This is a genomic window from Paraburkholderia diazotrophica, assembly GCF_038900755.1.
Lineage (GTDB): Bacteria > Pseudomonadota > Gammaproteobacteria > Burkholderiales > Burkholderiaceae > Paraburkholderia > Paraburkholderia diazotrophica_A.
In genome coordinates this window covers 177,536-190,182 of sequence record NZ_JBBPEN010000010.1, presented here as the reverse complement: position 1 = coordinate 190,182, position 12,647 = coordinate 177,536, and the positions used below count along the sequence as shown (strand labels likewise).

13 protein-coding genes and 1 tRNA gene are annotated in these 12,647 nt (G+C 65.0%); 5 read left to right on the top strand and 9 right to left on the bottom strand.

Annotated features, from left to right (window positions below; genetic code table 11):
- The first annotated feature begins 108 nt into the window (after positions 1-108).
- The 3 genes from AABE10_RS27845 to otsA all read left to right on the top strand — a co-directional run bounded on the left by AABE10_RS27845 (position 109) and on the right by otsA (position 2,370).
- The gene (locus AABE10_RS27845) at positions 109-348 is read left to right on the top strand and encodes a hypothetical protein (RefSeq protein ID WP_342936429.1); all 240 of its coding nucleotides are present in this window, start codon (positions 109-111) and stop codon (positions 346-348) included.
- A gap of 187 nt (positions 349-535) precedes the next feature.
- Complete coding sequence (locus AABE10_RS27840; protein ID WP_342936428.1) at positions 536-748, top strand: hypothetical protein; 213 nt, start codon at positions 536-538, stop codon at positions 746-748.
- A gap of 200 nt (positions 749-948) precedes the next feature.
- Entirely contained in the window at positions 949-2,370 is a 1,422-nt protein-coding gene (otsA, locus tag AABE10_RS27835) for an alpha,alpha-trehalose-phosphate synthase (UDP-forming) (RefSeq protein WP_342936427.1), read from the top strand.
- A 127-nt stretch (positions 2,371-2,497) separates the two neighbouring features.
- Here otsA and AABE10_RS27830 read toward each other — a convergent pair whose 3' ends face one another.
- The 9 genes from AABE10_RS27830 to AABE10_RS27790 form a co-directional block, all read right to left on the bottom strand.
- Positions 2,498-3,088 carry a hypothetical protein gene (locus AABE10_RS27830; protein WP_342936426.1) on the bottom strand — a complete coding sequence of 197 codons (591 nt, stop codon included), beginning with the start codon at positions 3,086-3,088 and terminating at the stop codon, positions 2,498-2,500.
- 184 nt (positions 3,089-3,272) lie between these two features.
- Positions 3,273-4,715, bottom strand: coding sequence for an MFS transporter (locus tag AABE10_RS27825; protein ID WP_342936425.1), 1,443 nt, complete (start codon positions 4,713-4,715; stop codon positions 3,273-3,275).
- Positions 4,716-4,949: 234 nt separating this feature from the next.
- Entirely contained in the window at positions 4,950-5,459 is a 510-nt protein-coding gene (locus AABE10_RS27820) for a YbhB/YbcL family Raf kinase inhibitor-like protein (protein WP_342936424.1), read from the bottom strand.
- A 193-nt stretch (positions 5,460-5,652) separates the two neighbouring features.
- Positions 5,653-6,099: a very short patch repair endonuclease gene (locus AABE10_RS27815; protein WP_342936423.1), complete on the bottom strand. Its 447-nt coding sequence runs from the start codon at positions 6,097-6,099 to the stop codon at positions 5,653-5,655.
- Positions 6,099-7,397, bottom strand: coding sequence for a DNA (cytosine-5-)-methyltransferase (gene dcm / locus AABE10_RS27810; protein WP_342936422.1), 1,299 nt, complete (start codon positions 7,395-7,397; stop codon positions 6,099-6,101). The genes AABE10_RS27815 and dcm overlap by 1 nt, the downstream gene beginning before the upstream one ends.
- Before the next feature lie 307 nt (positions 7,398-7,704).
- Positions 7,705-7,935 (bottom strand): hypothetical protein, encoded by a 231-nt coding sequence (locus tag AABE10_RS27805; RefSeq protein ID WP_428983398.1) that lies wholly within the window; start codon positions 7,933-7,935, stop codon positions 7,705-7,707.
- A gap of 578 nt (positions 7,936-8,513) precedes the next feature.
- Positions 8,514-8,804 (bottom strand): hypothetical protein, encoded by a 291-nt coding sequence (locus AABE10_RS27800; protein ID WP_342936420.1) that lies wholly within the window; start codon positions 8,802-8,804, stop codon positions 8,514-8,516.
- A gap of 494 nt (positions 8,805-9,298) precedes the next feature.
- Positions 9,299-9,373 (bottom strand) — tRNA-Arg (locus AABE10_RS27795).
- A 110-nt stretch (positions 9,374-9,483) separates the two neighbouring features.
- Positions 9,484-9,675 carry a rubredoxin gene (locus AABE10_RS27790; RefSeq protein ID WP_407670772.1) on the bottom strand — a complete coding sequence of 64 codons (192 nt, stop codon included), beginning with the start codon at positions 9,673-9,675 and terminating at the stop codon, positions 9,484-9,486.
- A 294-nt stretch (positions 9,676-9,969) separates the two neighbouring features.
- Here AABE10_RS27790 and AABE10_RS27785 point away from each other — a divergent pair, with 294 nt between their 5' ends.
- Together AABE10_RS27785 and AABE10_RS27780 are read left to right on the top strand one after the other, a co-directional pair.
- Positions 9,970-10,371 carry a DUF4399 domain-containing protein gene (locus tag AABE10_RS27785; RefSeq protein ID WP_342936419.1) on the top strand — a complete coding sequence of 134 codons (402 nt, stop codon included), beginning with the start codon at positions 9,970-9,972 and terminating at the stop codon, positions 10,369-10,371.
- Positions 10,372-10,631: 260 nt separating this feature from the next.
- Positions 10,632-12,557 carry an ATP-binding cassette domain-containing protein gene (locus tag AABE10_RS27780; RefSeq protein WP_342936418.1) on the top strand — a complete coding sequence of 642 codons (1,926 nt, stop codon included), beginning with the start codon at positions 10,632-10,634 and terminating at the stop codon, positions 12,555-12,557.
- Positions 12,558-12,647 lie beyond the last annotated feature (90 nt).

Below are 12,647 nucleotides of genomic sequence, written 5' to 3'. Positions count from 1 at the left end.
TGGCCGCTTATCTCGGATGGCGTCCGAACGGCACAGGCTTTGCTGAATTCAGTTCGACAGTTGCATCGCACAAGCGAGACGACAGCGAACGAAAACAGGGAGTCCAACATGCCGGATTACGACGCCGTCCACGATCTGCACGCGCATCGCCCCGACCCGACCACGCCCGATACCCCCGACACGCCCGATCCCGGCCAGCCGCCGGAGCCGGGCCAGCCGGACACGGTGCCCGATCCGACGCGCGAGCCCGTCGAACCGGACACGCCGCCCATCGGCGATCCGCCGCCGCAACCTTCGCAGACGCCGCACACGCGTCCCGGCGCCGGATTGCGTGGCGGCGTGCCATGAAAATCGACGCCGTCGCCGCCGTTTGCAGGCGTGCGCGGCGCGATTGCAATTGCCGGGCCTGAGAGATGTATCCGTTACAAAACCGGCGAACTTTTTACCGGCAAATTACGTTCGTCGGCCTAGACTAATGTGATGCGGTCCGAGCGACCCCACGCTCGGGCAGTGGCCTTCCCTGGAGGCGTCCATCATGAGACATCCCGCATTGCGGCGCTCCGCGCGCCATTCGAAGCGCGATCAGCGCCCAGCCGGTGGCACGGGCAATCAACCGGCAACGCCCGATCCGGCACACGAGAACCGCGCCGCGCCCGACGCTCCGCCCGACGGGGAACACAACCAGGGCGGCACGCGCCAGGAAGGGCTGGATTATCAGCGCGATCTGGGCTCCGAGCAGGACTCCTGACGCATCGTTTCCGGCCGGTCCGGGCTCATTCGACAGGCGAATAATTTGCTGCGCACAACCATGTGCGCAGCGTGTTTTTACTTGCCCGTCACATTTGCATACATTTTTATTCCGTGATTTTGCGCAATGCGGCATGAGACTTGCGTACCGTCAGTCGGTGTATCACCGCATGTAAGTCAACTGAATGAGGTGGAGCCGCAATGAGCAGATTGATCGTAGTTTCAAACCGCGTCGCGCCGACTCAGGAAGGACGCCCCGCCGCGGGTGGTCTGGCGATCGGGGTGCTGGATGCCCTGAAGGAAACGGGAGGTGTGTGGTTCGGCTGGAGCGGCGAGATCGCCGCCGAGCCGTCGTCGCCCGTCATCGAAAAGCAGGGCAACGTGACCTATGCGACGGTGGGGCTGACCAAGCGCGACTACGACCAGTACTACCGCGGCTTTTCGAATGCGACGCTGTGGCCGACTTTCCACTATCGCAACGACCTGTCGCGCTATGACCGGCAGGAGTACGCGGGCTACTTGCGCGTCAACGCGTCGCTCGCACAGCAGTTGAAAGAGCTGGTGAAGCCCGACGACATCATCTGGGTCCACGACTATCACCTGCTGCCGTTCGCGCGGTGCCTGCGCGATCTCGGCGTGAAAAACCCGATCGGCTTTTTCCTGCATATTCCGTTTCCCGTGCCCGAGGTGATGCGCACCGTGCCGCCGCACGAAGAACTGGTGAAGTGCATGTGCAGCTATGACGTTGTCGGGTTTCAGACGGACGCGGACCGGCAGTCGTTCGTCGATTACATCGAGCGCGGCAACCATGGCACGTCGAGCGACGAGAACATGGTCCACGCGTATGGCCGTTTCCTGAAAGTCGCCGCTTTTCCGATCGGCATCTATCCCGACGCGATCGCGAAAGCCGCCGAGCAGTTCAGCGACCGCAAGCAGGTCCGCAGCCTGCGCGATGCGATGCGCGGACGCAAGCTGATCATGAGCGTCGACCGGCTCGACTATTCGAAGGGACTCGTCGAGCGTTTCCAGGCGTTCGAGCGTCTGCTGCTGAACGCGCCCGGCTGGCACGGCCGCGTGTCGCTCGTGCAGATCGCGCCGCCGACGCGCTCCGACGTGCAGACCTATCAGCGCATTCGCCAGAACCTGGAAGGCGAGGCGGGGCGCATCAACGGACGTTTCGCGCAGCTCGACTGGACGCCGATCCAGTACCTGAACCGCAAATACGAACGCAATCTGCTGATGGCGCTGTTCCGCCAGTCGCAGGTCGGCTACGTGACGCCGCTGCGAGACGGGATGAATCTCGTCGCGAAGGAGTATGTCGCGTCGCAGGACCCCGCCGATCCCGGCGTGCTCGTGCTGTCGCAGTTCGCGGGCGCGGCCGAGCAGCTGCCGGGCGCGCTGGTCGTCAATCCGTTCGATCTGTCGCAGATGGCCGAGGCGCTGGAGCGCGCGCTGTCGATGCCGCTCGCCGAGCGCCAGGCGCGTCACGCGGACATGATGGCGCCGCTGCGCGAGAACAATCTGTCGGTGTGGCGCGATACGTTCCTCGCGGACTTGCGGCACGTCGCGACGGCTTCATCGGTGACGGAGAAGGCGGTCAAGCGCGCCGACGTTACGGCATGACGTAAGCGGCGCGATGTCCACGCGGCAGGTGCGTGCGCGTGCGTGGCCCGTGCCCCGCGACGCGCGCACGCCAAAGCGGCAGCCTGCGACGGCTGCCGTTTTCTTTTCCAGCCTCCGCCCGGCGAACTCAGGCCTGCTGCTGGTTGAGTTCGGTCAGCGGCACGGGCGTCTGACGCGGATCGAAATCCGCCCATTTGCCGCGCTGCCAGCGGCCCGTCGCACGCTCGATGTCCGCGCCGCCTGCTTCACGCAGGATGCGCGCGGCTTCCATCTGATTTTCCGGGCACACGTGCACGGCCACGAGCACGCCCGAATTGCGCAACTCGTGATGCACGACGTCGTGATGCTCTTGCGGACCGCTACGCGCGTGCACCATTCTGCCGACCAGCGCGCCCAGATACGCGCCCGTACCCGCCGCGATCACGACGACGGGCATCGATGCCGCGAACGCCGTGAAGACCACGACGCCGATCACGGCGCCCGCGGCCGCGCCGATCGTCACCGCGTGGTGATGGCGATGCAGCGTCGGCGGCGGCGCGCTCGAGATCGTGGGCGGCGCGCCCGCGTGCTCGTCTAGCGGATGGCGCGCGTGCTGGCCGCGCGGATTGACGAAAAACAGCGTGACGTCTTCCCCGAGGAAGCCGTTGTCGAAGAGCTTCTGTGCTGCGTCTTCGGCGGCGGGGAACGTGGTGAAACGTCCAGCGACGATGAGTGACATGGCGCCCCCTATCGTTCAAAGGCCAGAGCGAAGGGCCCGCCCGCCGTCGCGATGGACGGCGGCGGGTCATAACCTTCGACTACAAGGATAGGCGCAAAGTGCAGCGACGGAAGCCGCTTGCGCGCAAACGGCAGGATGAAACGGGTGGGCGCAAGAAAGGTGCGATCGGATCAACACGTTGAGACTATCGCGCTGTCGTCGCCGCGCCCTGCTGCGTCACGCGGATCGTGCTGACGACGGACGCCACCGCCGAAAAGCCCGCCGCCAGATAGAGCGAGATGACGGGGCCATGCTCCGGCGAGACGCCGAACACCAGCGCGACGAGCGCCGAACCCAGTGTTTGCCCCGTCAGGCGCGCCGTGCCGAGCATGCCGCTCGCGCCGCCGCTGCGATGGCGCGGCGCGGCCGACAGCATCGTCCGGTTGTTGGGCGACTGGAAAATGCCGAAGCCCGCGCCGCATAGCGCCATGCGCCACACGATATCGACGGGCGTCGGGTGCGCGCCGAGCGTCGCGAGCAGCAGCAGGCCGACGGTGAGCGTCGCGAGTCCGACGCCGCCCAGCCAGCCGGCCGAAATCCGCTCCGACAGCACGCCCGACAGCGGCGCCGCGCCGACGATCACGAGCGGCCACGGCGTCATCAGCAAGCCGGTTTCCACTTGCGACATCCCGAAATGGTTTTGCAGCAGGAAGGGCAGCGACACGAACGCCAGCATCTGCGCGCAGAACGAGCACACGGAGGTGCCGACCGACAGCCCGAAGATCGGAATTTTCAGCAGATCGACGGGTAGAAGCGGCGCGGGCTGCGTCAGTTGCCGCCGCACGAAGAAGTAGCCGATCACGACCGCCGCGATCAGCTGTACGGCGACGAAGCCATGCCGTTCGCCGTGGCCGAGTCCGTCGACGGCGAAGATCAGCAGGCCGAACACGAACGCGTTCATGACCGCGCTCGGATAGTCGTATGGCGACGGATGGCGTTCGTTGCGCGGCAGCGAGCGCAGCCCCACCGTGAGCGCGGCAATGCCGATCGGCACGTTGATCGCGAACAGCCACGGCCACGGCGCGACGGACAGCACGCCCGACGCCACCGTCGGCCCGACTGCGGACGAAATCGCCACGACCATCGCGTTGATCGCGATGCCGCGTCCGAGGCGCGCAGGCGGGTAGATCATCCGCACGAGCGCCGTGTTCACGCTCATGATGCCCGCCGCGCCGAAGCCCTGAATCACGCGGGCGAGCGCGAGCATCGGCAGCGAGCCGGACAGCGCGCAGCCGAGCGACGCAACCGTGAACAGCACCATCCCGCTCAGATAAACGCGCCGGTAGCCGATCCGATCGCCCAGCGACGACAGCGGCAGCAGCGAGATCGTCACCGACAGCTGGTACGCGTTGACGATCCAGATCGAACTCGCTGCGCTCGCGTGCAGATTGCGCGCGATGGTCGGCAGCGCGACGTTGGCGATCGCGCTGTCGAGCACGGCAAGCGTGATGCCGAGCGCGACGACGAGAATCGCCCAGTAGCGTTGCGGAAGCGGCAAGCCGAGTTCGGCGTCCGGCGCCACCGACGTGGCAGCAGTGACGGGCGCGCCGGAAGCGTTGCGGTTGTCCCTCGAAGAAGATGCTTGCATCGTGTTGTTGTGATGGACAGCGGTGCGGCCGCGCATGGCCGTCTGCATGGCCGCCGATAGAGTCCGGGATTGCGATTCCTGTTTTCCTGTTGCCGACAAGGCGACGCACGACCGCGCCGGCCCGCCTTGAAGCTCGAGTAGCGCGCGACTTTCACGCCGGATCATGCGGGCTGCGCGGCGAAAGCGCGGGCGAGGCAACGCGCAGCGACGCGCTCGCCTTGCCCGCGCGCATCGTTACTTCAGTTCGTACAGGCCCGTGTAGGTCGCCGAATCGATTTCGTTCAGGTGCGTCATGAAGCGCGCAACCGCGTTCGTCGTATCGGCGGAAAGAGGCAGGTTCGCTACCTTCAGCGCGTGAATGCGGTAGATGTAGCGATGCGGTTTGTCGCCGCGCGGCGGCGCAGCGCCGCCGAAGCCGACTGTGCCGTAATCGTTGTGGAACTGCAGCGCGCCTTGCGGCAGCAGGCTGCCGTCGGCCTTGCCCGCGTTGCGCGGCAGCGAGCGCGTGTCGGCGGGAATGTTGACCACGACCCAATGCCAGAAGCCGCTGCCCGTGGGCGCGTCGGGATCGTAGACGGTGAGCGCGAAGCTCTGGGTGTCGGCGGGCGGCGACTCCCATTGCAACGCCGGAGAGACGTTCTCGCCGTCGCCGGCGACGCCGAACGACTTGTCGTTCATCTCCTGCGCTTTCGGCATGAAGCCGTTGGTGGGGAAGTCGTCCGACCAGATTCGGAAATCAGCCATCGTGTGCCTCCTTCAAGGGTGGTTCCAGGATGGACGGAAGCCGCTGAGAGAACGCTGGAGAGACTTCAGCGAGCCAATCGAGTGTAGCACCGGCGCCTTGCAACGGTCGCCGACGAGGGCAGCGGCTGGTGTCGCTCGTGGCGCGGCAAATCTCATGGCAAATGGCGCGGCAAGCGATGCGCCGTGCAGTACGTCAGGCGCGTTCTTCGTGCATCGGCGCGTCGGCGTGCAGCCAGTCGATCAGGCGCTGCAGAACACCGTCGATATCCCGGTTCGCTCCGCGCAAGGCGCATTCCCACACCGTCGCGACGCGCCAGCCGCCGTCGAGCAGAGCGGCCCGGGCCTTCGCATCGTTGGCGCGGTTGCGGCCGATTTTTTCGCGCCAGAAGTCCGGGCGCGTCTGCGGCCATTTGAAGAGATGACAATCATGACCGTGCCAGAAGCAGCCATGCACGAAGATCACGGCGCGGTAGCGCGGCAGCACGATGTCGGGGCGGCCGGGCAGATCGCGCGCGTCGAGCCGGAAGCGGAAGCCGCGCCGATGCAGCAGGCTGCGGATCAATATCTCGGGCTTCGTGTTGCGTCCCCGAATGCCGGACATCATCCGGCTGCGCGTGGCGGCGTCGACGATATCGATCATCAGGCGGCCAACTCCACCGCGCCATCCACGTGCGTCTCGCGCGTGAGCGCCAGCACGTGCGGCAGCATGATGCGCGCGACTTCGCGCATCACGGGCACGACGACGCTGTTGCCGAACTGGCGATACGCCTGCGTGTCGCTGACGGGAATGCGGTACGTGTCGGGAAAGCCCATCAGGCGCGCGCATTCGCGCGGCGTCAGACGGCGCGGACGCTGCCGCTCGCCCTGATAGACGAGAATCTCCGAGCCGTCCTTGTGATACCGCGCCGACAGCGTGCGCGTCACGCTTTGCGGATACGCCATCCCGTAGCCGAAGCCGTTGCCCGCCGCGCGATGCTTGTCCGCGTAGTTTTTCAGATAGGTCCAGAGCTTGGGCGTCAGCGTGTATTTGGGTTGAACGTGGCGCGCGGCATGATCGAAGAAACGCTCGCCATCCCACGGCAGAACGGGCTCCGTGCCGTCCGTCCTGTGCAGGATCGACGCTAGACGCGGCCCTTCTTCGGGCAGCCGCAGATCGTCCCAGGTGAACGACGTCTTGCCGCGAAAGCCGATGATGATGATCCGCTCGCGATGCTGCGGCGTGAAATGCGCGCCGTCGATCACGCGGTAATGCACTTCGTAGCCGAGCTCGTCGCGCAGCGTTTGCAGGATCACGTCGAATGTGCGGCCCTTGTCGTGCGACAGCAGGTTCTTCACGTTTTCGAGTAGAAACGCGGCGGGGCGGCGCGCGGCGATGATGCGCGCGACGTCGAAAAAGAGCGTGCCCTGCGTCGCGCACTCGAACCCGTGCGGGCGGCCGAGCGCGTTCTTCTTGCTGACGCCCGCAATCGAAAACGGCTGGCACGGAAAGCCGCCGAGCAGGATGTCGTGTGCGGGGACGTCGTCTGCGGGAAAGGTGACGATGTCGCCGATCAGCGTATGTTGCCCGGCGCCTTCCTGTTGCGCGGGCTCGTCGCGGAAATTCTCGCGATACGTCTTCTGCGAGAAATCGTTCCACTCGCTCGTGAACACGCACTGCGCGCCGTGCCCCTCGAAGCCCATGCGGATTCCGCCGATGCCCGCGAACAGATCGATGAAGCGCAGGCACGAATGATCGCCCGTTGGCGGTGAAGCGCGTTGCCCGGCCGTGGAATACAGCAACGCGCGCAGCGACGGTTCGAGCATCGAGGGGCAAGGCGTTTCGCCTTTCTCCCAGCGGCGCACCGTCTTGATGTCCTTGCCGACATGCGCGGCGATTTCTTTTTGTGTGAAGCGGGTGCGCGCCTGCTTCAGCAGGTCAAGCGGCGAAGCCTGGGTCACTGGAGTCCTTGCTGGGTATTTTTGCGGACATTATGACCTAATAATGTCCCCAATTTGCGGTCGTTGCGCCGTTGGCGGAGAAAATACCCAGCTTGAATGTTTTGACGGCGGCGATGACACGCGAGGGGGCAGCCCCGGCGGCGCGCCAGCTCGCGCTGTCGCCGTGCCGCCGGGTGTTCGCGCTGCCGCGAGCAGCATCGTGGATGGACGCGCGTGGCGCGTCAACCAACGTCAAATGCACGAGGTGCGTTCCCCCGGCGGCTCGGCGGCGAGCCGCGTGTGGTCACGCTCGTCGTCGCACCCGTACTCAGCGCCGGCGGCGCACCCGATGGCGGTTCGCGTCGCGCGAGGCCGCGGGCTGCGCGGCGGTTGCCGGCAGCGGGGCCAGCTCTTTCGCGCAGAGGTCGTCGAGTTGCAGCAGCAAGTCGTCGATTGCGCAAAGTTGCGAGTTGGTCAGATGCTCGGCTTCGAGCAGCTCGAAGAGCCGCTTTCGCCAGTAGGTGGCTGGGAAAATTGCCCCACCCAGGTCGCCGTGCATTGAAGGCCGCATGACGCGGGCAATGTGCGCGATGTCCTGATCGATCAGAGTCGATTTGAACGATCCCGCCGATGAAGTGAGGAAGTTGTCCATGCCCGCACTACGGCGGCGGCGAGGAAAACTTTAGGGTTCGGTGGAAATATTTTTCAGGTTTAGCCGGCGCGCCGATGTGGACGGCTTTTGGCGACGTAGCCCGGTCGACTCATGTCAGCGCCAGCGCGAGGCTGCACGTGAGCACGACGATCATCAGGCCAGCGGCGACAGCGAGGTTGTATGGGTAGGGCATCTCTTCAACCAGACGTATCCGAGGAGTGACGCAATGATATGAGGAAGCCGCTCGCGCGTCCTCAGACAAATAGCGGATTAGGTGGGAGAGCGCACACTGGTCGGCGGCGCGGGCGATTCGAGAAGGGGCGGGTGGGCGTCGGGCGCAGAGTGGCGCGGGTGGCGATTTGTGCCGCCTTGCGTTGGGGCGGGCCCGGGATCAGCACGCGTCGCCGCTGCTGGTTCGCTGCCGTTACAGGGCGGCTTCCAGCGCGTCTGAGCGGCGCACCGGGCCCGCGCCGCTGCGCGATATGTCAGGCGGATTCGTCGGGATTGGCCGGATTCGTCGGACTGGCGGGCGGCTGGGCGGCAGCGCCTTCGAGGAATCGCCGTGTCGCTTCGAACGCTTGCAGCATCTGTTCCGGCCACGGCGTTTGCAGCATCACCGCCTGGTGATTCTCAAACGCCGAGTTCAGCAGCTTCGACAGTTCGGGCGAACTCAGATGGCGCAGCAGCACGCTGACCGCGATGGCCGTCGCCTGGCTTGCGCCCGCCGTTTGCAGTTCGGAAGCGGTAAGGGCGGCAACTTGCTTGTTGATGTCCATGGAAAGTGTCCTTCTTAGTCCTGGCGCGCGTTGCGCAAAGTGCGTGATTTTGTCACGGACGGCCTCGGCCGACCGGACGCATGCGATGCGCGAAACCGCCGCACAATCCGCGCCACGCGCTCGTCCGCGCGCGACGCGCGCCCTTTTGCTATCAAAAAGGGAACGGTGTTTTGGCAATTCCGGTAATTCTCGCTGCGCCGGGAGCCGGTAGACTCAAGCCAGATATTTCGCCTTTGGAGCCGCTCATGCTCGTTACTTTCTTTGTACTCTGGCCGCTTGCGGCTGCATCGCTGTTCGCGCTCGCCCGATTCTTCGATCGCCGGGACCAACAACAACTGGCGACAGTTCGGATCTCGCGCCGACGCCAGACTGCGCATCGCTAGCGAAGTCTCGGCGTCCGATGCGACGCTGGCATTGCAGCCAATAAAAAACCCGCACAGCGTGAGCAGTTGCGGGTTTTTTATTGGGGCGCCGTCCGTCACCGAACTGGTGTCTGGTCCCCCCGACAGGAATCGAACCTGTATCTAGCGCTTAGGAGGCACTCGTTCTATCCATTGAACTACGGGGAGGAGCCGCCGACGAGCGCAGAGTATAACGCACGGCGGAGCGGTTCGGAGACTGGCCAGGGCGTCCGCTAGTCAGCGCCAGACGGGCGAAATATCAACGCCCGTCGATATGCTCAGAACTCGACGACCGCGAATTCCGCCTTGCCGACGTCGCACAGCGGGCAGCGCCAGTCATCCGGAATATCGGCAAAGCGTGTACCGGCCGCAATGCCTTCTTCGGGCAAACCTTCTTCCTCGTTGTAGATCCAGCCGCAAATCAGGCAGACCCAGCTCTTATATTCGATCACTTCACTCACGACACACACTCTTCATCGATTCAACGCAATATCCGCACAGCTCTGCCCCTTTATTGGGCATCCGGCGGCGACCCGCAATATTACCGGAATTCACTGGAAGGCTTGAGCCTCGCGATCCGTTTATCGTTCAAAATCAATGCGAAGGCGCACGTGAAGGACTGTCCGGCTCGCGTGAAGGACTGTCCGGCTCGCGTGCGGCGCGGTGCGAGTGACTATTCTTCGATGGCGGCGCCGCGTTGCACGGCAGGCGCCCGTCGGTGCGCGTTGCACCTCTCGAGTTATTTTCAACAAGGAGGAAAAACGATGCTGAACAACAGATGGCTGGCCGGCGCGGCTTGCGCGGGCATGCTGGTCGTGTCGGGCGCGGCGCATGCCGCAAGCGTCTCTTTTGTCGAGCCGAAGGACGGCGCGACCGTGAGCAATCCCGTCCACGTGAAGTTTGCCGTCGACGGCATGAAGGTCGCGCCCGCCGGCACGATGACGGAGGGCACGGGGCACCACCATCTGATCGTCGACGGCAAGCCGCTGCCGAAGGGCGAGGTCATTCCCGCCAACGACAAGTCGCTCCATTTCGGCAAGGGCCAGACGGAAACGGAACTCACGCTGCCGCCCGGCGAGCATACGCTGACGCTCGATTTCGGCGACGGCGCGCATCGTTCATACGGCCCGGAGATGAGCAAGACCATCACGATTCACGTGAAGTAAGCGTCGGCGCGAATGCAGCGCCCGCATGTGCGACGTGGGCCTGAGGCTGGCGCTTGTCATCTGCCGCTCGCCATCTGCCGCTGCTTTCGCGCCTGTCGCGCCTTTTAGCGAAACGCGGACTTCGCGGTCGTCGCGCTGCCGCAGCCGACGACCATGCGATTCGTCCTATGCCATCGTGCCGGGCCGTATCGCCTCAGTGTCCGCGCCATCGACCGGTACAATGAGCGCTTCCGACTCATCGCTGGTTTCTTCATTTTTCCATGTCGCTTTACACCATTACGGGCGCGCAACTGGCGTTCGGCCATGTCGCGCTGCTCGATCACGCGGATTTCTCACTCGAAGCAGGCGAGCGCGTCGGGCTGATCGGCCGTAACGGCGCGGGCAAGTCGTCGCTGCTGAAGATCGTCGCCGAGCTGGCCAAGCCGGACGACGGCCTGATCACGCGCCAGCAAGATCTCGTGACGGTCTATGTGCCGCAGGAACCGGAGTTCGACGCCGAAGCATCGGTGTTCGACACGGTCGCGGCGGGCCTCACGCATGCGAGCGCGCTGCTCGACGAATACAACGCGGTCGCGCACGAGCTTGCGGAAACGCCGGAAGGCGCGCGGCACGACACGCTGCTCGCGCGGATGAACGCGCTGCAATCATCGCTGGATGCGACGGACGCGTGGAACTGGCGCACACGCGTCGCCACGACGCTCGCGCAGATCGGTCTGAACGGCGACGCGCGCGTCGGCGCGCTGTCGGGCGGCATGCAAAAGCGCGTCGCGCTGGCCCGCGCCCTCGTCGTGCAGCCGGATGTGCTGCTGCTCGACGAGCCGACCAATCACCTGGATTTCGACGGCATTCGCTGGCTCGAAGAACTGCTGATCGCGCAGCGCGCGGGGCTGCTGTTCATCACGCACGACCGCGCGTTTCTCGATCGTGTCGCGACGCGCATCGTCGAGCTGGATCGCGGGCGGCTGCTGTCGTATCCGGGCAATTTCTCCGCGTATCAGACGCGCAAGGCGCAGCAGCTCGAAGTCGAACGCGTCGAAAACGAAAAATTCGACAAGCTGCTTGCCCAGGAAGAAGTGTGGATTCGCAAGGGCGTCGAAGCGCGGCGCACGCGCAGCGTCGGCCGCATCGCGCGGCTCGTGCAGATGCGCAAGGATCAGGCGGAGCGCCGCAACGTGCAGGGCAACGTGAAGCTCGACGTCGGGCAGGGCGAGAAGTCCGGCAAGATCGTCGCCGAACTCACGGACGTGACGAAGCGCTACGGCGCGCGCACGGTGGTCGACCGCTTCTCGACGACGGTCATGCGCGGCGACAAGATCGGCTTCGTCGGTCCGAACGGCGCGGGCAAGACGACGCTGCTGAAGCTGATTCTCGGCCAGCTGCAGCCGGAAGAAGGCAAGGTGCGTGTCGGTACGAACCTGCAGGTCGCGTACTTCGATCAGATGCGCGCGCAGCTCGACGCGGAAAAGAGTCTCGCCGATACGATCAGCCCGGGTAGCGACTGGGTCGAGATCAACGGCCAGAAAAAGCATGTGATGAGCTATCTGGGCGACTTCCTGTTCGCGCCCGAGCGCGCGCGTTCGCCGGTGAAGTCGCTGTCGGGCGGCGAGCGCAACCGGCTGCTGCTCGCGCGTCTCTTCGCGCGTCCCGCGAACGTGCTGGTGCTCGACGAGCCGACCAACGACCTCGACATCCCGACACTGGAACTGCTCGAAGAACTGCTGACAGACTACGAAGGCACCGTGCTGCTGGTCAGTCACGACCGCGCGTTTCTGGACAACGTCGTGACGTCGGTGATCGCGTCGGAAGGCGAAGGCAAGTGGCGCGAATACGTCGGCGGCTTCACCGACTGGCAGATCCAGAGCGAGCGTTCCGAACAGATCGCACAGCAGGACGCGCCCAAAGAACCGCCGAAGGAGGCCGCGCCAAAGGAAAGCGCGGCGGGCCGCAATGCGCAGCGCACGGTGAAGCTTTCGTTCAAGGAACAACGCGAGCTGGAAGCATTGCCCGACCGGATCGCGGCGCTCGAAGCGGAACAGAAGACGATCGCCGCGCAGATCGAGGATGGCTCGATCTTCGTGAAGGACGCGCAGGAAGGCGCGCGCCTGACGGAGCGCTATGCGGCGATCGAAGACGAACTGCTTGTCGCGATCGAAAGATGGGATGAGCTGGAGAGCAAGGGGAAGTAGCAGCGAGGCGGCCGCGCTCGGCAAGCGCTACGGCGTTTGCCGCCGGATTTGCGCCAGTTGTTCTTTGAACACGGGAAGCTCGCACGTTAT